The sequence below is a fragment of the Planctomyces sp. SH-PL14 genome (genome assembly GCF_001610835.1).
Taxonomy (GTDB): Bacteria; Planctomycetota; Planctomycetia; order Planctomycetales; family Planctomycetaceae; genus Planctomyces_A.
The window spans coordinates 6,989,519-7,008,172 of sequence record NZ_CP011270.1; the positions used below are offsets into that span (position 1 = coordinate 6,989,519).

The 18,654-nt window shown below is 65.2% G+C and carries 15 protein-coding genes; 7 read left to right on the forward strand and 8 right to left on the reverse strand.

What is annotated here, in order from left to right; all coding sequences use genetic code 11:
• Positions 1-116: 116 nt before the first annotated feature.
• The 4 genes from VT03_RS26855 to VT03_RS26870 form a co-directional block, all read right to left on the reverse strand.
• The gene (locus VT03_RS26855) at positions 117-1,532 is read right to left on the reverse strand and encodes a DUF1254 domain-containing protein (RefSeq protein WP_075097312.1); all 1,416 of its coding nucleotides are present in this window, start codon (positions 1,530-1,532) and stop codon (positions 117-119) included.
• 385 nt (positions 1,533-1,917) lie between these two features.
• The gene (locus VT03_RS26860; RefSeq protein WP_156514785.1) at positions 1,918-2,295 is read right to left on the reverse strand and encodes a hypothetical protein; all 378 of its coding nucleotides are present in this window, start codon (positions 2,293-2,295) and stop codon (positions 1,918-1,920) included.
• Positions 2,292-2,891, reverse strand: a complete 600-nt coding sequence (locus VT03_RS26865) for a vitamin K epoxide reductase family protein (RefSeq protein WP_075095862.1) — start codon at positions 2,889-2,891, stop codon at positions 2,292-2,294. Before VT03_RS26865 ends, VT03_RS26860 begins: the two co-directional genes overlap by 4 nt.
• Positions 2,892-2,933: 42 nt before the next feature.
• Positions 2,934-4,016 (reverse strand): NAD-dependent epimerase/dehydratase family protein, encoded by a 1,083-nt coding sequence (locus VT03_RS26870; RefSeq protein WP_075095863.1) that lies wholly within the window; start codon positions 4,014-4,016, stop codon positions 2,934-2,936.
• Between the two features lie 249 nt (positions 4,017-4,265).
• On the opposite strand from VT03_RS26870, the gene VT03_RS26875 reads away from it, so the two are divergent.
• Positions 4,266-5,660: a neutral/alkaline non-lysosomal ceramidase N-terminal domain-containing protein gene (locus VT03_RS26875; RefSeq protein WP_197489093.1), complete on the forward strand. Its 1,395-nt coding sequence runs from the start codon at positions 4,266-4,268 to the stop codon at positions 5,658-5,660.
• A 378-nt stretch (positions 5,661-6,038) separates the two neighbouring features.
• Here the strand turns inward: VT03_RS26875 and panD are convergent, their stop codons facing one another.
• From panD to VT03_RS26895, 4 genes are all read right to left on the reverse strand, one after another.
• Positions 6,039-6,401 carry an aspartate 1-decarboxylase gene (gene panD, locus VT03_RS26880; RefSeq protein ID WP_075095864.1) on the reverse strand — a complete coding sequence of 121 codons (363 nt, stop codon included), beginning with the start codon at positions 6,399-6,401 and terminating at the stop codon, positions 6,039-6,041.
• 147 nt (positions 6,402-6,548) lie between these two features.
• On the reverse strand, positions 6,549-7,727 hold the full coding sequence (locus VT03_RS26885) for an isocitrate/isopropylmalate dehydrogenase family protein (protein ID WP_075095865.1): 1,179 nt from the start codon (positions 7,725-7,727) through the stop codon (positions 6,549-6,551).
• 218 nt (positions 7,728-7,945) lie between these two features.
• Positions 7,946-8,866, reverse strand: coding sequence for an ornithine carbamoyltransferase (argF, locus tag VT03_RS26890; protein WP_075095866.1), 921 nt, complete (start codon positions 8,864-8,866; stop codon positions 7,946-7,948).
• A gap of 92 nt (positions 8,867-8,958) precedes the next feature.
• Positions 8,959-9,930, reverse strand: a complete 972-nt coding sequence (locus VT03_RS26895) for a 3'-5' exoribonuclease YhaM family protein (RefSeq protein ID WP_075097314.1) — start codon at positions 9,928-9,930, stop codon at positions 8,959-8,961.
• A gap of 570 nt (positions 9,931-10,500) precedes the next feature.
• Between VT03_RS26895 and VT03_RS26900 the strand changes: the two genes are divergently transcribed.
• The 6 genes from VT03_RS26900 (at position 10,501) to VT03_RS26925 (ending at position 18,399) form a co-directional block, all read left to right on the forward strand.
• Entirely contained in the window at positions 10,501-10,989 is a 489-nt protein-coding gene (locus VT03_RS26900) for a DinB family protein (RefSeq protein WP_075095867.1), read from the forward strand.
• A gap of 218 nt (positions 10,990-11,207) precedes the next feature.
• On the forward strand, positions 11,208-12,485 hold the full coding sequence (locus VT03_RS26905) for an MFS transporter (RefSeq protein WP_156514786.1): 1,278 nt from the start codon (positions 11,208-11,210) through the stop codon (positions 12,483-12,485).
• Between the two features lie 168 nt (positions 12,486-12,653).
• Positions 12,654-13,028 (forward strand): BlaI/MecI/CopY family transcriptional regulator, encoded by a 375-nt coding sequence (locus tag VT03_RS26910; RefSeq protein ID WP_075095868.1) that lies wholly within the window; start codon positions 12,654-12,656, stop codon positions 13,026-13,028.
• Positions 13,029-13,031: 3 nt separating this feature from the next.
• Positions 13,032-15,140 (forward strand): M56 family metallopeptidase, encoded by a 2,109-nt coding sequence (locus tag VT03_RS26915; protein ID WP_075095869.1) that lies wholly within the window; start codon positions 13,032-13,034, stop codon positions 15,138-15,140.
• Positions 15,141-15,389: 249 nt separating this feature from the next.
• Positions 15,390-15,704: a hypothetical protein gene (locus VT03_RS26920; RefSeq protein ID WP_075095870.1), complete on the forward strand. Its 315-nt coding sequence runs from the start codon at positions 15,390-15,392 to the stop codon at positions 15,702-15,704.
• A gap of 76 nt (positions 15,705-15,780) precedes the next feature.
• Entirely contained in the window at positions 15,781-18,399 is a 2,619-nt protein-coding gene (locus tag VT03_RS26925; protein ID WP_075095871.1) for a hypothetical protein, read from the forward strand.
• Positions 18,400-18,654 lie beyond the last annotated feature (255 nt).

Consider the following 18,654-nt stretch of genomic DNA (forward strand, 5'->3'; position numbering starts at 1 on the left):
TCGCTTGGACCGTTCCTCATCGAAGCGCCTCCGGCGGCCAGGGGTTGCCCCCTGGACCCCGGCTGCCGAATCCCGCCGACTCGCGCAACAACACGCTTCCGGCGGGTCGGATCACGCTACTTCACCCGCTTGACCCCCGGGATCGTCCAGCTCCCGTCGATGATCGACGGGGCCTTCTCACGCGGCCAGTAGAGCCGCATCATCAGAATGAACTCTCCCTTCGGAGCGGGGAGCCAGTTCGCCTCTTTGTCCTGGCCGGGCGATTCGTTCTGGATGTAGACGTCCACCGACCCGTCCGCGTTCGCCTTCAGGGCGTTCCGCGCGCTGATCGTGTACCGGTTCAGCGGGTTGTCGACAAAGAAGTACGCGGCGTCGTACATCGTCAGCGACCAGAACCCGTCTGCCGGCGGAGTCTGCCCCTTCTCGAAGTGGAGCACGTACTTGTTGGCCCCGCTGTACTTCTGCCCGGCCGCGTCGGCTTCTGACGTCGGATACACGGCATCCTGGGGGCGATTGGCGCCAAGGCCGATGGCGGTGATGAAGGCCCGCTGCAGGTAGTCGGTTCCGTAGAGGCCCGTGTTCGTCGTGAAGGTCCAGCCGTTCTCCATCCGACCGGCTTTCTTGAAGTGCCCCATGATCGCCTCAACGCCCGGCTTCGGAGCCGCCTTCAGGGCTGCGGCGACCGCCGGATCGACCTGGGCGGCATCGAAGTCCTGCCCGGGGACGATGCCGATCGTCTTCAGCTTCGCGACCATCGGGGTGTCGGCCGCGGCGGGCGGGTTCTGCCGCATCAGCTTGGCCAGCAGCGAGAAATACGCCGCTCCGTCGAGCGCGTTGACCTGTTCCCGGACGGCGGTCTTCATGTCGATCGCCGGATCAGCCTTTCCGACCGGCGGCGTGTAGGGCTTTCCATAGGCGCTCAGCGGCGTGAGCGAGTACTGGTCCATGATGGCATGGACCGCTTTGTAGTCTTCCGGCGTCCCGGTGCAGTACGTCCGGCCGAGGATCCACACCAGCGCCGTCGGCGCCTTGATCTCCTTCAGGCCTTCCGGAATCGTTCCATTCCAACCGGGGCCGGTGATGACGTAGGTCTGGGCCATCGTTCCGGTCGTCCGCTTGCCGGGGACGGCAAAGACGTCGGTCCAGCCGCTGAGCATCGGCATGAGGAAGTAGCGGTCGTTCATGTCGGGCAGGCTCAGGACGTACGGCTCGGCGGAGAGGTCGAGCCACGCGGTGGAGTAGAGTGTGTCGGCATTGGGAGCGGTGACGTCCCGGAACTGGGCGGTCGGGTACGCCCGCATCCGCAGGAACTGGCCCATCGGCGCGTGCGTTCCGCTCGGGGCGGGGGTGTTCGTCATGACGCGACGCGTCATTTCCATCGTGACCAGCGGATATCCGTAGACGTAGGCCTCCTCGGCGATCTGCCCGAGGTCACTCTTCGCGGCGTTTCCCTGAGCCAGGCTCTGCGGGGCGTTCCCCAGCGTGAAGAGACTGCAGGCCAGCACAGCCCATCCCAGTACTTTGGTCGTCATTCCGTTTCCTCTGAAGAAGTTCATCTGAAGGGTTCGTCGCGATCCGTCTTTTACTGGACCACTGGTCCGAAGCCGGCGCCGTCCGGCAGCGTGCTCGCTCGATGGAGCCCCCCGGTCAACGGGGAACTCGGACGTCGACGGCGGTGGGGCATGAAGCACCCGAGAAGTTTGCCCAGTCACGGTGAAAGTGTAGCGAAGAGAAAACGCCTTGGCTCTTCATCCGCCGCGCCGCCACCGTCGGCTTGCGACGTCCAGGACGGCCCCTGAATTCCACGCCAGGGTCGCGACCGTGAACTCGGTGGGCGATCGCCGTCGGGTTGCGCGGAGAATATCCGTCCGCCGAAGTGCGCTCTCCGACCCTGAGCTGCGGGATCGGATGTCCCGTCTACCTTCCGCCTTCCGCCTTAAGCCTTCCGTCAACCTCCGCCAGCCACCCCACCGGCGGCTCGCTTGCCCGTGTCGGGATGATCGCAAAGTTCAGGAGGAAGAAGGCCGTCAGCAAGTCGCTCTGGGCGACCGCCGTCGCGGGAGTCGGCGAACTGAAGTACGCCGCGGCAGCCACCCATAACCCGATCGGAATCTGCAGCAGATTCACCGGCTGCCGACTCATCAGGGAACTCATCCCCGCCACGGCAATGCACAGGGCACCACACACCACGTCATTGATCACGAGCCAGTCGGGACCCGCACCGTTCGGCAGGATCCAGTGACCGGCGATCAGCCACACGCCGAGAATCGCTTCGCACACCCGGGGCCACATCATCCCAGCTCCTTCGCCAGCGCCACCGCTTCCGGAGGAGCGCCGCCCCAGAATGTCCGCCACAGAACCGTCCGGTCATGCGTTCGATCCCACACCTGCTTCAGGAACCTGAGCGACGACCACACCTCGTCATACGCCCAGTACACGAGCAGCACGGAAATCGCCGCCGTCACCAGACAGGGAAAGCACCAGAAGCCAACCACCGTTCCCTGCAGCACCACCAGGATCACGCTCACGATCCCCAGCGGTATGACATCGATCCCGAAGAGAATCACCAGCCACGGCCGGAACTGCCAACGCCGCGTTGATCCCGCCAGCCCCAGCAGGGCCTCGGAGAAGTAACCGACCGCTCCGAGAGCGGCATCCGGCACGAGCATCCAGTGACGCATCTTCTCCGAGACGTCCGAATCCAGGACCTTCGCCGTCTGCTCGCCGAAGACCGGATCCCAGACCGAGCCGATGACCCGCCACTGGTAGAGGGCCATGTAGGTCGCGATCAGGCCCGCGACCGCCGCGAGGGCACAGATCGGCAACCGCTGCGACCACGACGACGGGTTGTACTTCCAGGGCGGGGCGTTGATGTCGAGCGAGAGAGACATATCCGTCGTCCAACGAGCGGCCAGTTAAACCGTCAGTGGGGATCACTTCGGAAACACGAACCCGTTCCGTTCATACCAACCCTTCGGATCCTGCTTCAGGCGACGAAGGAGCTCGGGGAGCGTCTCGCGGAGCGAGCGGCTTGGATTCCACCCGAGCCGGGTTCGGGCCTTCCCGATATCGACCGCGAGGTGCTGGTCGGCCAGGTCGATCATCCACGGCTTAATGAACGCCGGATCGTCCTCGCTGGCCATCTTGTCTTTGACCCACGCCCCCGCCTTGGCCACGAACTTGGGAATCCGGATCGTCGGCCACTCGTAGCCGTGCAGCTCCTCCCCGATCGCCTCCTGGAGGTCGTCATAGCTCATGACGTCGGGCTCGGAGATCAGGAACACCTCGTAGTCCCCGAGCGTGCGACGGTGCTCGATCACCTTGGCGAAGCACTCGGCCAGATCGGTCAAGTGGACGAACGCCTGTCCGTGATCGGCATTGCCGGGGAACAGGTAGCTCTCGAGTTGCTTCTCATAGATCCGGGTGATCTGCTGCCCGACCGGGATCGAATGTCCGTTCTCGTCATAGACACCGGCGATCCGCAGGATGACCGCCGGGATCTTTCCGCGCTCCTCCCGGATCACCTCCTCCGCGTCGAGCTTGGACTGCGGGTAGTCCCATGTCGCCAGGGTGGGGGAGGACTCATTGATAAGCTTTCCGGGTTCCGATGGCTCCATGACCAGCAGGCTGCTGGAAAAGACGAACTGCTCGACCTCAAAGTGCTGCAGATGCCGCAGGATCCGCCGCGTTCCCTGGATGGTGAGCTGCTCATAGAGCGGACTCGGCTCCCCTTTGAAGTCGTAGTAGGCCGCCAGATGGATCACGCTGGCGATGTGAGAGCCGTGGTGCTGCCGCAGGTAGCGGAAGGCGGCATCGATCTCCTCGGCGTTCGTGAGGTCCACCTGGACGTAGTCGATGTGCTCGCCGTCATGCGGGGAAGGTGGTCGGTCGAAGCCCACCATCGAGCAGGCACCGGTCAGCCGCTCGATAATCCGCCCGCCGATCAGCCCCTCGGGGCCCGTCAGCAGAACAAGCGGCCTTTCGCCTCTGCGGGATGCGAAGTCGTTGGATTCCATCACCGGTTCCACAAGGGTCTTGGAAGCTCACGGGCGGCGACTCCACGCCGCTGGCGACATAACGAAGCCGTAAGCAAAGGCCATTCCGACGCTGACCAGACGCGACGCGGTGGAATCACTCTCGGCCGCTTCCCTCGCCGCCCGGTGAACCGTTGGAAGCGGGGCCCGCGAGTGTTTGAGCGAACAGGGAGCCCGAACTACGATCCGTGACGCATCAGTTGTTGTTTGTGTGTTCGGCGGAGGTCTTTGATGCTGCGGTTGCTGGAGACGTCGATGCGGACCGTGTTGCTCGTGGCGATCACCTTCTGGACCCCGAGCGTGATGGATGCCGGCTGGAAGGCGGGGCTCGCGCGAGTCGACATCACGCCGGCCGGAAGCATGTGGATGGCGGGCTACGCCGCGCGGACCACGCCGTCGGAAGGGGTCGAGCAGCCGCTGTTCGCGAAGGCGCTCGTTCTCGCCGACGACAGCGGAACGCAGATCGCGATCGTCACCCTCGACCTGATCGGGATCCCGCGTTGGCTTCGTGAAGACCTGGCGAGCGAGGCGAGCAAGAAGTACGGCATCGCCCCCGAGCACCTGCTCCTGAATGCCTCGCACACGCATTGCGGTCCTGAGCTCCGCGAGCCGCTCGACAGCGACACCGTCAACGCCGCTCAGCGGGGCGCTCAGGCCCGCGAGTATTCACAAGGTTTGTACGCGAAGCTGGTCGCGCTCATCGGGGAGGCGCAGAAGGCACTCCAGCCGGCCAAGGTCGGGTATTCGCACGCCCGCTGCGGCTTCGCGATGAACCGCCGCCTGCCAACCGCCAATGGCTATCAGAACAGCCCGAACCCGGACGGACCCGTCGACCACGACGTGCCGGTGCTGCGGATCGCGTCCGAAGACGGCAAGACGGTCCGTGGGCTGCTTTTCGGCTACGCCTGTCACAACACGACGCTGGGCTTTCAGAAGTTCTGCGGCGACTACGCGGGCTACGCCCAGGAGTATCTCGAAGCCGACCACCCCGGCGTTCAGGCGATGTTCGTCCTCGGCTGCGGCGGCGACCAGAACCCCTATCCGCGGAAGACACTGGAACTTGCCCAGCGCCACGGCCGCAGCCTCGCCACGGCGGTCGAGACCGCTCTCGAAACACCCTTCACGGACCTGACCGGTTCATTCAAAGGGGCGATCCAGGAAGCGGCCCTGCCGTACGAACCGATCCCCAGCCGGGAGGAGTTCGAGAAGCGGGCTGGAGGAAAGAGCACCCTCGAAGCTCAGCACGCCCGGCGGATGCTGAAGCGGCTCGACGAGATGGGAAGCCTGCCGGCGAGCTACCCCTATCTGGTGCAGGTCCTGCGGCTGGGCGATCAGCTGACGCTCGTCGGTCTCTCCGGCGAGGTCGTGGTCGACTACTCGTTCCGCCTGCAGCGCGACCTCAAGAGTCAGCTGCGTCCGGGAGAGCGGCTGTGGATCGCCGGCTACTCGAATGACGTCTTCGGCTACGTCCCCAGTGCCCGCGTGCTGGCCGAAGGAGGGTACGAGCCGTATTCGTCGATGCTGTACGGTTCGCGTCCCGCGTCCTTTGCCCCGGAGGCGGAAGAGGTGATCGTTGGCCGCGTGCTCGACATCCGGCGTCGGCTATCCGACGGGTCTGCGAGATGAGAGGGAGTGTTCGCCGGGGCTCGATCCGCGTCCTTGCCGGCACGACTCGATAGCTCAAACCCAACGTGGCACGGCAGCCTCGGGTCAAGGGGGTCTCACCCCCTTGCCGCCGGAGGCGCTTCTATGAGGAACCGTGGTGAGCAACGGACGACCGCTTTGTGGGACCGGCTATGAGGACTCCCTCACATCACACCGCTTGGTGTGGAATCCCCGCGGGTTGGTGAGGGGACATCCGGCACGGTGTCCGCGCTTGGACACGGCCTCCTTCAGGCAATTCTCGACGGCCAAGCCTCCGGCGGGCAAGGGGGGCGTGCCCCCCCCTTGCATCCCCCCACCAGGGTGCCCCTGGACCCGGTGGGGCGTTGCCAGCGCGGACAATCAGCCTTCCCACTGATCCGTGATCTTGTTCCGTCCGTCGAGGATCGCGACCTTCGGCTTATGAGTCTTGGCCTCTTCCGGCGTCATCTGGGCGAACGCGAGGATGATCACCCGGTCCCCCGGCTGCGCGAGGCGGGCCATGGCGCCGTTGAGCTGGATGTCGCCGCTCCCGGACTGCCCGGGAATCGTGTAGGTCTCCCCCCGCTGGCCCGTGTTGACGTTCGCCACGAGGACATGCTCGTACGGCAGAAGGCCCACGGCGTCGAGAAGGTCCTGCGGGACGGTGATGCTCCCGTGGTAGGTCAGCTCGGTCCGCGTGACCGCTGCCATGTGGAGCTTCGCCTTGAGCATCTGGATGAGCATGACGTATCGAATCAGAGAGAACGCGTTGAGCTGCCAGGCATCCGCCGTCAGCTTTCAGCAGGAAGTGTAGGCAATCGGGAAGGCCACGAAGCAAAACAGCCAGAGATTTCCATCTCTGGCTGTCTGCGGATCGCGGAAAGCGGGCTGCTATCCCTGCTGGATCTTCTTGCAGATCGCTTCGGCCATTTCGCGGGTCCCGACGGCGGTCGGGTCGGTCCGGCTGGCCTTCATGTCGTAGGTGACGTCCTTCCCTTCGGCGATGACGTCGGACACGGCGCGGTCGAGCTTCTCGGCCGCCTTCGTTTCGCCCAGGTGCTCGAGCATCAGCTTGGCTGAGAGAATCAGGGCGGTCGGGTTGACCTTGTTCTGACCCTTGTACTTCGGAGCCGAACCGTGGGTTGCTTCGAAGATCGCCGCGTCGTCGCCGTAGTTGGCGCCCGGGGCGACGCCGAGACCGCCGACGAGGCCGGCGCACAGGTCGCTCAGGATGTCCCCGTACAGGTTCTCGGTCAGGATCACGTCATACTGCTCAGGCTTCTGCACGAGCTGCATGCACATGTTGTCGATGAGCCGCTCCATGTAGGGGAGCTTGCCCTTGGTGTCGGCGACCTTGCCGACGAGGGTCGGGTCGGCCTGCACGCCGACGGCGAGGTCTTCCTGCTCGAACTTGGCGCCGTAGGCGACGGCGACCGCGCGGGTCTCGTCGTACCACAGGCCGTCGGTGAACTTCATGATGTTCGCCTTGCAGACGCTCGTCACCGACTTGCGGTTGTTCTTGACGGCGTAGTTGAAGGCGAAGTCGGCGATCTTGCGGGTCCCTTCGACCGAGATCGGCTTGATGCTGATGCCGGTCGTCTTCTCGCCCGTCTTGATCTTCTTGCCTGTGGCGATCTCGTTGATCTTCTTCAGGAGGTCGATGGTCTTCGCATCGCCCGCCTGGAACTCGACGCCGGCGTACAGGTCTTCCGTGTTCTCACGGACGAGGACCAGGTCGACGGAGCTCCCCGAGAAGCTGGTGCGGACACCCTTGTAGATCCGGCAGGGGCGGACGCAGGCGTACAGGTTCAGTTCCTGCCGCAGGAAGACGTTGACGCTGCGGAACCCCTTGCCGATGGGAGTCGTGATCGGGGCCTTGAGGGCGACCTTGTTCTTGCGGATCGACTCGAGAACGCTGTCGGGCACCTTCCCCTTGGCTTCGATGACCTCGATGCCGCACTCCTGCACGTCCCAGTTGATCTTCACGCCTGTGGCTTCGACACAGCGCTTGGTGGCTTCGGCGATCTCCGGTCCGATCCCGTCTCCGGGGAGCAGGGTGACGTTGTACATGGTTTCTCCAGCAGGAATTCCGTCGTTTCGAGGGCCGAGCGAATCTGCTCCCGAACGCGCGAACAGGTCGCGATTTTGCGAGCGGGCGACGGTATCAGACCGATTTTCGCGATGCAAGGAGGGGAGTTGTCAGTCGCAAGTTCTCAGTTGTCAGTCATCAGTTCCCAGCCAGGGGATGTCTCTGACTGATGACTGAAAACCTGAAACGAAAACCTCTCTCATACCGACCGTTCCAGGCACCAGACGAAGACCCCCTTGGCCACGTGCATCCGGTTCTCTGCCTGGGGGAAGACGATGCTGCGGGGGCCGTCGACGACCTCGTCGGTGACTTCCAGACCCCGGCGTGCCGGGAGGCAGTGCATGAACTTGGCCTTGGGGCCGGCCGACTTCATCAGCCGCGCGTTCACCTGATAGTTGGCGAAGATCTTGCTGCGGGAGTCCTTCTCCTCTTCCTGACCCATGCTGGCCCAGACGTCGGTGTAGACCACGTCCGCCCCCCGGACCGCCGCCTGCGGGTCCGCAAACTGCTCGACTTCGAGTTTGGGGAACTTCTTCTTCAGGGACTTGAGGAAGGCCGGCTTGAGCTGGTAGCCCTCCGGGGCGCCGATGGAGAACGCCATCCCCAGGTGACCGCACACCTCCGCCAGCGAAACCGCGACGTTGTTCCCATCGCCGATGTACGCCAGCTTCACCCCGTCGATCCGCCCGAGCGCCTCGCCGATCGTGAAGGCATCGGTCAGCGCCTGGCAGGGGTGGGAGTCGTCCGAAAGGCCGTTGACGACCGGCTTGCCGGAGTACTTCGCAAAGTCGTCGATGAGCTGCTGCGAGAAGGTCCGCAGGACGATCACGTCGGAATAGCCGCCGATCACCTTGGCGACGTCCGACTGCGCCTCGCGCCCCTCGAGTCCGGCATCCTTCCGTCCGAGGAAGATGCTGCTTCCGCCGAGGTGGTCCATCGCCGCTTCGAAGCTCAGACGCGTCCGGAGCGAGGGCTTCTCGAAGATCTGCGTCAGGACGTGTCCCTTGAGGATGTCCGGGCGGTCTCCCTGGCTCCAGCGTGTCTTGAGTTCGGAGGAGAGGTTCAGGATCTCGCGGACGTCGGCGGAGCGGATTTCGTTGAGGGAGGTCAAGTGTCGCATGTCAAACGCTCAATCAATGACAATTCTGGTGAGGACACTTCAAAGGGGGAGGGGGGCCGCAGACAACAGAATCGAAAACAGAGAAGGGTTCGTTAGGACGGCGTCGAACCCTTGAAGATTTTTCGCTGGATGTTGGGGTGGAACGGCGTCCACGGCGACTGCGAGTTCGGGTCCGCCTGGATCAGCGTCGCGAACTCGTTCACCTTGGCATCCAGGTTGTCGAGGTGATGCAGCGCGATCGCCTCGGGGGTCATCGGCAGCCGGGCACTCCCGTGCTCATAACTGCCGTGGTGGCTGAGGATCATGTGCCGGATCCGCAGGCTCAGTTCCTCAGGGAAGTCGCGTCCGAACCGCTCGGCGAACTCCTGCGCCTTGACGTCGAACATCTCGACGCCGATCGCCAGGTGGCCGAGGAGCTGCCCTTCGTCCGAGTAGCCGAAGGTGGGGTCCCAGGTCAGTTCGCGGATCTTGCCGATGTCGTGCAGGAACGCCCCGACGAGGAGCAGGTTCGAATCGACTTTGGGGTAGAGGTCCGCAATCCGGGTGATTGTCTCCAGCAGGTTGACGACGTGTTCCAGCAGTCCGCCGCGGTAGGCGTGGTGCAGGCGGATGCCGGCCGGCGCCTGGGAAAGCGGCTCGGTGATCGCGGGATCGTCGAGGAAGCAGGACATCAGCCCGCGGAGATCCGACTGCGGGATAGCGAGGAGGATGTCGCGAAGGCGGGACAGGAGGCGGTCGGTGTCCTGGCTCGTCGTCTGGACGAAGTCGGACTGCTGGAGGCCCGCTTCGTCGACGGCGTCGATTTTGGTCAGGATGACTTGGACGTTTCCCTGGTAGAGCTGGGTTTTCCCGCGGATGCGGACGTACTGGCCCGGCTGCAGGTGCGCGACCTGTCCTTCGGAGACGTTCCAGAAGAAGGCGCTGATCTGGCCCGTTTTGTCCCGAAGCTGGGCGAGGAGGTACAGGTCCGCGTTCCGATTGGCCCGGAGCTGGCGGTCTGCCAGCAGGTAGACCTCGTCGACGAGGGCGCCATCGGTCAGGGTGTTTACAAACTGCCGCGCCATCAGAGCCTTCTCGACATGCCCTCCGAGACAGTTGCCCGATCCCGAAACGCGAAGGGAAAACAAAAAAGTGTAATAATCCTCACTCGACACGCAACGCCAGCCGCAGGCGAGGATGCTCTATTGGGCGACCTGACCGGGGTCCAGGGGGTACCCCTGGTGGGGGATGCAAGGGGGCAACGCCCTCTTGCCCGCCGAAGGCCCTCTTGTCGAGAGATGTCTGAAGGAGGGCATGTCCAAGCGCGGGCACCGTGCCGTATGCCCCCTCACCAACCCGCGGGAATTGCAAAGCCAGCGGTGAATCCTCAACGTCGGTACCACAAAGGGGACGTCCGTTGTGTCCCACGGTTCCGCGACGAAAATGCCTCCGGCGGCAAGGGGGCGTGGCCCCCTTGACCCCCAGGCGGCCGTGGCACATTGGGTTTGAGCTAGGGGCGTCCGTCCGGCAAGAACTGTGTTCGAAACGGGTTAAAAGGGAGACGCAACGCATCGCCGCGACTTGTGTCCTTCTCACCGTTGACCGAGGATGCCACCACTGCGGGCTCACCTGTTTTCATGTCGTGGAGTGCAGCAATGACGGGACGCGAAGCGATCAAGTCCGCCCTCGAAGGAACCCGCAAGATCCTCGAATGGTTCGTCAAGGACTTCAGCGACGAGGACCTCCTCGTCCGCCCGCTGCCGAACGCCAACCACGCCGCCTGGCAGATCGGCAACGTCATCTCGGGGGACGTCTACTTCGTCCAGTTCGAAGTCCCGACCGCCAAGATGCCCGAACTGCCCGCCGGTTTCATGGAGCAGCACGGTCCCGAAGGAGCGTCCAAGGACACCGGCTTCCTGACCAAGCAGGAGTATCTCGATCTGTTCGCCCAGGTCCGGGCCGGAACGATCGCGGCCCTGATGTCGCTGACCGATGGCGACCTCGACAAGCCGTCTTCCGAGAAGATGCGTCCGTTCTCCCCCACCGTCGGCAGCGTCTTTCAACTCGCTTCCGATCACACGCTGATGCACGCCGGCCAGTTCAGCGTCATCCGCCGCAAGCTCGGCAAGCCGATCCTGATGTAACCGGCTCCAACCGGACATCGTGGCCCGCCCGGTTGTCGCTGTTCTCGATTGCGAGTTCGCGCAAACGATGCGCGCTCAAGTTTCGACGGATTCTGGATGTCCTGTCGGATAAGCCGCTCGATTAGATGCAGGCTTGGAAATCTCCGGGTTGCCGGGGCGCGGCCCGCCGGAACAATTCGGCCGGACCGAATCAGGCCGACGGAGAGGTTGTGGACACGATGAGTGAAGCGACGGAGCAGGGGGCCGGCCCGCCGGGATCCGGAATGAGAATGGACGTCGGGGCCGCGGCCGGGCTGGGCCTGTTGCTGGCCATCGCCTACGTCGGTTTCGTGAGCCTGGGGCTTCCCGACCCGGTGGCAGGAGTCGCTTGGCCGTTCGTCCGGCAGGAGTTCGCTCTGCCGCAGCGCGGGTTCGGTCTGACCTTCATCGCTCTTGGTGCCGGATATTGCCTGTCGAGTTTCCTCGGCGGGAAACTGACGCCCGCCCTCGGTCTGGGGAACCTGCTGTGGATCAGCAGCGGTCTGGTCTCTCTGGCGATGTTCGGCAACGCTCTGGCCCCGGTGTGGGGAGTTATGATCGCGTGCTCGGTCGTCTGGGGACTTGGGTCGGGAGGGATCGACGCCGGGCTCAACGCGTACGTCTCGCGGCACTTCTCGGCCCGGCACGTGAACTGGCTGCATGCCTGCTATAGCCTCGGCGCCACTTTGGGCCCGCTCCTGATGACCCTGATGATCTCCACTCTCAGTTCGTGGCGGCTCGGCTACGCCCTTGTCGGCGGAATCCTCCTGGCGATGACGGTGATGTTCCTGGCGACGCGGGACCGGTGGACCGATCCGGTCCCCGCCTCCGCCGACGCGACCGCGACCTCGCCAGTCGGCCTCTGGGCCGCCCTGGGGCACCTGCTCGTCTGGCTCCAGATCTGCTTGTTCTTTCTCTATACGGGCCTGGAGTTCACAGTCGGTCAGTGGTGCTTTTCCGTCCTGACCGGGTCCCGGGGCGTTTCACCGGAGGTCGCCGGCGCGATGACCAGCGGCTACTACGCCGCGATCGGCGTCGGCCGCGTCCTGACCGGGGCGATCAGTCACCGGATCGGTCTCGACACGCTCGTCCGCCTCGCGATGGCGACCGCCGTCGCCGGGGTGGGGCTGTTCGCATTTGGCGGGAGCCCGGCCTCCTTGCCCGGCCTGCTCCTCGTGGGACTGGGGCTGGCTCCGGTCTTTCCGTGCCTGATGTCTCGAACGCCGCAGAGACTTGGCCACGACGTCGCCGTCCACGCTGTCGGTTTTCAGGTCAGCGCCGCGATGCTCGGCGCGGCGACGCCCGGCCTGGTCGGACTGTTCGTCGACCGGATGGGACTGGAACTGATCCCGCGCTTCGCGCTCGTGCTGGCGGGGCTTCTGTTCGTGACGCACGAGGTCCTCCTTCGCCGGCAGCCGCAGCAGGCAGTCGACACGGACGGCGCTGAGAACGCCGGGGCCGTCGAAAGCGTCCTCTGAGGGGAAACATCACCTTCGACATCGGGATGGCGCACGCGGGGCGCTCTCGCGTCCGCGTTCATCGGTGTTCGCCGGCAGCTGAACGCCTCTGGTCGCTGCTCTTCAGCCGATTCCTCTTGACGGTGTTTACAGGTGTAAATACTTTCTGACGTCGTGGAGGCGTGGCCCATGACGGAAGCGGTGGAACTGTCGGATGCCGAGTGGCAGGTCATGAACCTGATCTGGGAGCGGCATCCCATCACGGCTCAGGACGTGATCGGAACGCTCGCGGAGCCCTGCCGATGGTCCCCGGCCACGGTGCGGACGATGCTCCACCGCCTGGTGAAAAAGGGGGCGCTGCACTTCACGCCCGAAGGAAACCGCTACTGGTACCGCGCCGCGGTCCGACGGGCCGATTGCGTCCGGAAGGCCGCGCGATCGTTTCTTGACCGCGTCTTCAGCGGCGAAGCGGCTCCGCTCCTGGCCCACTTCGTCCGCACGGCCAAGTTCACCCCGGACGAACTCGCGGAACTCCGCAGACTTCTCGATCAACAGGAAGGTTGAATCATGGATGTCGGAATGCTCATGGAATGGAGTCTCTGGTTCGCCTGGAGCATCGTTCGAGCGGCGGTCCTCACGATTCCCGTCTTCGTGCTGGCGGTTGTGGTGACCGGGCTGGGCCGACGTTGGCTGGCTCCCTGGGTCCGCTGGTCGATCTGGTCGCTGGTCCTCGTCCGTCTGTTGATGCCGGTCAGCATCGGCAGTCCGCTCAGCCTGCAACGACTTCTTGGAAGCGATTGGTCGGAAGTGACGGAGGAGACGCAGAGTTTCGACCCGTTGCCGAATCCGGAAGACGGTGTAAGAGCCTCGACGACCCGCGACCTCGTTTTCGCCGAGGCGATCTCTCCGGGGAGCAGCATCTCGGCTGCTCCGACTGCTGACGATGTTCGGTTCGCCGACGCCGCTGAGATCGCACTGGCCGCTCTCCTCGCCGGAATGGCGATCATGGGACTCTGGACTCTGATCACGACGGTCCGGCTCCGCCTCTGGCTCCGGCGCGGCACCGAATGCGGTCGCGAGGACTGGCTGCAGATGCTGGCCGAAGGACGGAAGCGGTTCGGGATCTTTCGCCTCGTCGAGCTGCGGACCTTGCCGGGGCTGGGGAGTCCGGCGACCTGCGGATGGCTGCAGCCGACGATCCTTCTCCCGGAGGACATGCTCGATTGGTCCCCGGCCGAGATGCGGCACATTCTGTGGCACGAACTGGCCCATATCCGGCGGCGGGACGTGGCAACGAGCGGGGTCCTGGCGATCGCGAGGATTCTCCATTGGTGGAATCCCGTCTTCTGGTGGACTCAGCGATGCTGGCTCCTCGAACGGGAGCTCGCCTGTGACGCGATGGTCCTCCGACATCTCGAACGGGGCGATGCCCCCCAGTATGGGGAAACGCTGCTGCGAGTCCTCGAGCGTCTCGTTGGCCGCGGGCGGGGGATCGCGTCGCTCGCTCCAGGGTTTGTCTTCTTTCTCGGAAGGAAGCGAGCCGTTCGCCGTCGTCTCGCGGAGCTGTCGCGATCGGCTGCTCCGGAGACGAGAGGGCGCCGGTGGGTGGGCTGCGGCGCGGTCGTCTGCCTGGCCCTGATCAGTCTGACGGACCCTGTCCGCGCCAGGCCGGCGCCGCGGCCGACCGGCATCGCTCTTCCGGCCGAGACCGTCTGGACTCTCCTTCCCGCGGAGCCGCCTCTGGATATCGCGCGGGAAACCCGGGAGTACCAGCTGCGTCCGGCGATCGACCGCTATCTGCGGGACGAACCGAAGGAGAAGCCGGAGGCGATTGTGCAGGACATGGAACATGTCTTCCGGGCGTTGCTGCAGACGCCTCGGGAGGCCCGCGCCGAATTCCAGGCAGGACATCCCATCCCATTCTCGAAGGACGGAAGCTCCTATGAAGTCCGCGGCGAAACCCTCATCGTGCGAGGGACGGCCGAGCAACACGAGGAGATTGCAGCGCTGCTGGCCCGGTGGAGTCGGGACAACCGGCAGCAGATCGGCGTTGTCGCCCGGTTGGCGTCGACCAGTCTCTCGCTGGAGGAACTGCTTCCCGGTCCGGGAGGAACGGTCCTGAGCATGCCGGTTGGGCAGGAACAGCCCGACCTGGGAACGATGGCGGCTTGGACCCGGCATGACGTTCCGGCCTTTGTGCGGGTTCTCAGCGACGCGGAGATGCGGCACCTGATGCGGAAACTCCAGAGCGCCCGGGACAGCAATGTCTTGTTTGCTCCCAAGATTCTGACCTACGACGGCCAGTCCGCCTCCGTCCAGATGGGGTCGATCAGGCCGTTCGTGACGGGACTGCAGACCGGAGCGGCGAGCCGCCTGGAGCCGGTGGTTTCCGAGTTCACCGTGGGACCCGTTGTCCAGGTCCGCCCGATGATCGAGGAGGACGGAGGGACGCGGCTCGTCGTCCAGTGTCGCATCACCGAGGTCGCGGATGTCGATCACCTGAGCATGACCCACGACGGAAAGTCGGTCACGCTCCAGGTTCCGCACGTCTCGTCGTTGCAGATTTCGACGGCTCAGTCGATCCCGGCGGGGCACACGCTGCTCGTCGCTCCTCTGGAGAGGGACGCGACTGGGAACGTCTATGTGGCGTTCTTCTCCGCCGAGCAACTGCCCTGAACAAGGCGGGCGTCTCCCTGCGCCGGCAAAGTCCGTCGAGCGACTCTCCACGGAGCTGCGTGGATCTCGAGATGCGTAAGGCAAGCTCGTCTGAGCCGCGGCGAACAACCTCTCCTTGACAGAAATCCCGCACCGGGGAAGACTGAACCTGAATCTTGGGCGGCGTGAGACGCGGGGCCGCGTGGGCGAAAGCGAGGCCTCTCGTGAACTGCGCGTGACCGTTGGGCAATTCATTGTGGGAGAGGATCGTTGGCCCGGAAGAAACAGCCCAGCCAACCCATCGGGTGGATCGTGGCGGCGACCGCCGCGTTCGGCATCGCGGTCGGGGTCGTGCTGGCCGTGGTCTTGAGTTCCAGGGGGGAGCCCACCGCCGCCGCCGCCGCACCGCCGGCGGACGATCCGACCGTGCCCGCCCGGGCCGAGCAGGTCAAGTTGCAGGAACGGCTTCGGGAGCTCAGTGACGCCAATGCTGCCCGGGAGGCGGAGCTGTCCGCCAAGCGGGAGGAACTGGTGCGTCAGCAGCAGGAGTACGAGGTCCTGACGGGGCAGACGGCGCCGCTGTGACTGGAACAGACCGGCCCTCGGAGCGGCCGGGAAGGTGAGAATCGTTTTGAAGAGCGGCTGTGATTGGAAGGGGCCCATGAGCCTTCTGCGTTTCGCGACAGGGTGGCGGGGGACCGGCTGGCTGATGCCCGCCGCTGTCGCCGTGCTCCTCGGGACGCTCGTGGCGCACGGACAGGGGCCGAGCGAGGGACGGCCGGACGGGATTCCGAAGTCGGCGAAGCGTCCCGCGGGACAGGCTCCCCCTCCGGCGGATCAGCCGGCACGGCCGGGGGGAGCGGTTGGCGGCGGCGGTGCCGTCGATCCCGTGGAGACCATCCCGCTCCCTCCTCCCAAGACCGAGCTCGAGGCGGTCCAGCGACGCAACGACGAACTGCGGCGGCAGATCGAGCGGGCCGAGGCGTTCCAGCGGCAGATGGCCTCTGAAACGCCGAAGATCGAAAATTCGATCGCGTCGCTCCGGGCCGAGATCGAGAATCTCCGCGAGTGGAAAAAGGCGACGTTCGTCCTGGGGGATCCGCGGGGGACGGTGGCCGCCGCGATCCGGATCGACGGCGAGCGGTTTCTGGTCCAGGGGATCGCCGAAGGACGGCGGGTGTCGCCGCACCTCGCGGCCGCGGCCAAGGACCGGATCGTCTGCGTCGCGACTCAGGCCGGGCGCGACCTGGCCCGTCGGATCGCAAGTTCGTGCCGTCGCGGAGACGCAATCCAGGACGCGCTGCTGGAGGAGCTCAAGACCAAGGTCTGGAAGACACACCCGCTCCTTCCGCTGGCGGACGCGGGCGGGTTGCGGTTTGTCGTCTTTCGCGATGCGCAGAAACGGTCGCATCAGCAGATCGGCGTCTTCAGCAAGGTCGAAGGGGAAACGCTCTTCTACCAGCCGATCGGACGGGATGTCCGCCAGATCGATCGCAGCCGGATCGAGCCGGGAACCCTCCGCGCCGACGTGGGGGCGGACATCCTGGACGCCGTCGACGGGGACGCGACGTTCCTCGATTACTGCGTCCTGAGCGCGGCGCATGAGCTGTCCCAGATCGGCAAACTGCCGGGCCACATGGCCATCGGCGTCCGCGTCGAGCTCGACGGGATCTCGGGGAGCCTGCAGGATCAGTCCCGACTCCTCGTCCGCAGGGGGGACAGCAACGACTTCTTCCGGTGCGCGGGGATTCCGTTCTTCGACTTTGCGTTCGAATACACGACCTATCTGGCCGATCCCAACGCCGCCCTGAAGGAGCTGGCCCGCGGGATCGAGGACTCGCTCTACACCAAGCTCCACACCGCCGGGTTTCCCGTGGTCGAACTGGAGAACATCGAGTCGCTGCGGAAGCAGCCCGGTGACGTCCCGTCCTCGGAAATGGGGGCGGCGCTCAACGCCACGCACCTGCTCGTCGCCGAAGTCGGCCCGTCGCGGCGGAGCGGCATGTACCGTCTCTCGGTCCGCCTCATCGACAGCTACCGGGGGAACGTCGTCTGGGCGATCGACTCGGAGCCGACGCTCCCTCCGCACGACCCGAGCAACCCCCTGTTCCTGAAGTCCGGCCGGCTTGCCACGATCCGGTCCGTGAAGGACCTGCCGGAGGCCCAGGTTGTCCCGCTGGAAGGGATGGAGTCTCCGCTCCTTGTTCCGTTGGCCCGCGCCAACAGCCGGCCCCTGAGTCAGCTGGTCTTGCTGGAAGCGAGCCCTCCGGGAGAGGTTCGGTATCGCTCCCTCTTCAGCCGCAGGACCCTTACGCTTCCCGAGCGGCTCGTGTCGGTGCATGCCTCCGAGCCCTCGGAAGAGCCGAAGTTCCCCAAGACGGTCGTCGTCCGCCCGGTCGAGAAGGGGGTCGATCAGGTCGCGGACGAATCGATGCTCGAGTCGCAGCTGACGCGGGCGGTCATCTGGGCGATCGCGTCCGCCTCTATGACGCCGGCCGGCCGGATCGTCGAGGAACTCGAGGAGGGGAGGGCGTTTCGCATCTCGCTCGGTTCCCAGGACGGAATTCAGAAGGAGACGCTGCTGCGGATTCTGCGGCCCGGCCCCGGTCGGCCCGCGACGGACGCCGCGGCGGCGCTCTCCGGAGCGCCCTCGTCGGAGGAGTGTCCGCTCCCGATCACGTTCAAGGTCCGGACCCTGGATGCCGACTCGTGCGTCGTCGTCCCGATCCGGATGGGGTTGGAAATCGATGCGGAGTGGAACGACGGCCGCCTGACTCCCCGGCTGGGAGACATCGTTTACAACCCCTGCGAGCGGCCGCGGAAGTTCGCGGTCTTTCCTCCCGAGGACCGGCTGCGGGACGTGGCCGGAGTCGAGTTCGGCCGGATGCCGGTCTCGAAGCAGCAGAAGATCATGATCGACCAGCAGACCCTGGCCGCCACGATCCGCAGCAAGATCGTCACGAGCTTCGTGAACCTGCATGCGGCGTTCTCGGACGAGGGAATCTACGAGGACGATCCCGCCTGTCCCCTGCGGGATCGCCGGTTTCGCTGGAAGCTGCTGAACGTCCAGAAGACGTGCGAGCAGGTGGCGGCCAAGGGGGCGACGCACGCCATCGGGGGCTACATCAAGCCCGATCGGACCACGTTCGAAAACAACGTCCGGTATGAAGTCGAACTCGTCGTCTTCGAGCTCCACCGCGATGCGAACGGACAGTGGAGCATGACCGACACCAACATCCAGCTCCCCCGGCTGCGGCTGGGGGCCAAGCTCTGGGATTGACCCGTTCCGGGGCTGGCTCGAAGGGATCGCCGGGCCGTTAACGGAAAATCCATCTCGGCCAGGGAAGCCGTTTCAGAATGCCTCCGCATGCAAATCCCCCCCTCGGCGCGGGCCGTCGCCGAGGGAGCAACGCTTGCAATCCCACCCTCGATTTCTACAGTTTCCGAAATTTCGCGCCCCCGCGATCTCCCCACTCCCCCCTCCGTCGCCCCCCTGACGGAAACACTTCGGTGCCTTCGGGGTGATCGTCCGCGC

Coding starts and splice junctions, on each gene's coding strand:
- VT03_RS26855 (WP_075097312.1), bottom strand. CDS start 1,532: ATGACGACCAAAGTACTGGGATGGGCTGTGCTGGCCTGCAGTCTCTTC.
- VT03_RS26895 (WP_075097314.1), bottom strand. CDS start 9,930: ATGGCGCGGCAGTTTGTAAACACCCTGACCGATGGCGCCCTCGTCGAC.
- VT03_RS26875 (WP_197489093.1), top strand. CDS start 4,266: ATGCTGCGGTTGCTGGAGACGTCGATGCGGACCGTGTTGCTCGTGGCG.
- VT03_RS26900 (WP_075095867.1), top strand. CDS start 10,501: ATGACGGGACGCGAAGCGATCAAGTCCGCCCTCGAAGGAACCCGCAAG.
- VT03_RS26910 (WP_075095868.1), top strand. CDS start 12,654: ATGACGGAAGCGGTGGAACTGTCGGATGCCGAGTGGCAGGTCATGAAC.
- argF (WP_075095866.1), bottom strand. CDS start 8,866: ATGCGACACTTGACCTCCCTCAACGAAATCCGCTCCGCCGACGTCCGC.
- VT03_RS26905 (WP_156514786.1), top strand. CDS start 11,208: ATGAGTGAAGCGACGGAGCAGGGGGCCGGCCCGCCGGGATCCGGAATG.
- VT03_RS26860 (WP_156514785.1), bottom strand. CDS start 2,295: ATGATGTGGCCCCGGGTGTGCGAAGCGATTCTCGGCGTGTGGCTGATC.
- VT03_RS26870 (WP_075095863.1), bottom strand. CDS start 4,016: ATGGAATCCAACGACTTCGCATCCCGCAGAGGCGAAAGGCCGCTTGTT.
- VT03_RS26865 (WP_075095862.1), bottom strand. CDS start 2,891: ATGTCTCTCTCGCTCGACATCAACGCCCCGCCCTGGAAGTACAACCCG.
- VT03_RS26925 (WP_075095871.1), top strand. CDS start 15,781: ATGAGCCTTCTGCGTTTCGCGACAGGGTGGCGGGGGACCGGCTGGCTG.
- panD (WP_075095864.1), bottom strand. CDS start 6,401: ATGCTCATCCAGATGCTCAAGGCGAAGCTCCACATGGCAGCGGTCACG.
- VT03_RS26885 (WP_075095865.1), bottom strand. CDS start 7,727: ATGTACAACGTCACCCTGCTCCCCGGAGACGGGATCGGACCGGAGATC.
- VT03_RS26915 (WP_075095869.1), top strand. CDS start 13,032: ATGGATGTCGGAATGCTCATGGAATGGAGTCTCTGGTTCGCCTGGAGC.